Below are 732 nucleotides of genomic sequence, written 5' to 3'. Positions count from 1 at the left end.
CCACCAGCCTCGCCTGGGGCCTCTGGCACCAAACCAGCACCATGACCAGCCACCTCGACACCACCGACCTCACCCGGATGCAGCGCGGCGGCATCACTGCGATGTCCAGCGAGCACGCGCTGGCGTTGTTCGACAGCACGCTGGGCAGCGGCCGGCCCGGCTCGCCGGCGACCTGGGTGACGGCCCAGCTGGATCTACCGGCGCTGCGGGCCCGAGCGGCCAGTGCTGCGCTGCCCCCGGTGCTGCGTGCGCTGGTCCCGCCGGCACCGCGGCGGGCGGCACGCGGAGCGCAGGAGAACGCGGCCGGCTCGTTGGCGCGGCAGTTGGCTCCGCTGGCCGCGCAGGAGCGGGACGCCTTCCTGTTGGAGCTGGTCCGCCGGCAGGTCGCGGAGGTCCTCGGGCATCCCAGCGCGCAGTCGGTGGAGCCGGAGCGGTCCTTCCGGGAGGTGGGATTCGACTCGCTGACCGCGGTCGACCTGCGTAACCGGCTGGGCGGTGCGACCGGTCTGCGGCTGACGGCGACCCTCGCCTTCGACTATCCCAGCCCGGCCGCCGTGGCCCGTCATCTCGCCGAGCGGTTCGGCGGCGACCAGGCCGGACGGGGGACCGCCGGCGCCCAGACGGTGCCCGCGGCCGGCGCGCCCGGCGCGGCGCTGGAGCCGATCGCCGTGGTCGGGATGGCCTGCCGACTCCCCGGCGGCATCACCTCACCCGACGAACTCTGGCACCTGC

At 75.4% G+C, this 732-nt stretch carries 1 protein-coding gene; it reads left to right on the top strand.

Annotated elements, in window-relative coordinates; all coding sequences use genetic code 11:
• Positions 1-41: 41 nt before the first annotated feature.
• Positions 42-732, top strand: a 691-nt coding sequence (locus tag MXD59_RS25980) for an acyl carrier protein (protein ID WP_248827197.1), incomplete at its 3' end; no start/stop codon positions are given.

Origin of the sequence: Frankia umida (assembly GCF_023242945.1) — a bacterium.
In the GTDB taxonomy this organism is placed as follows: domain Bacteria; phylum Actinomycetota; class Actinomycetes; order Frankiales; family Frankiaceae; genus Frankia; species Frankia umida.
This window is presented reverse-complemented; position numbering and strand designations above follow the sequence as displayed.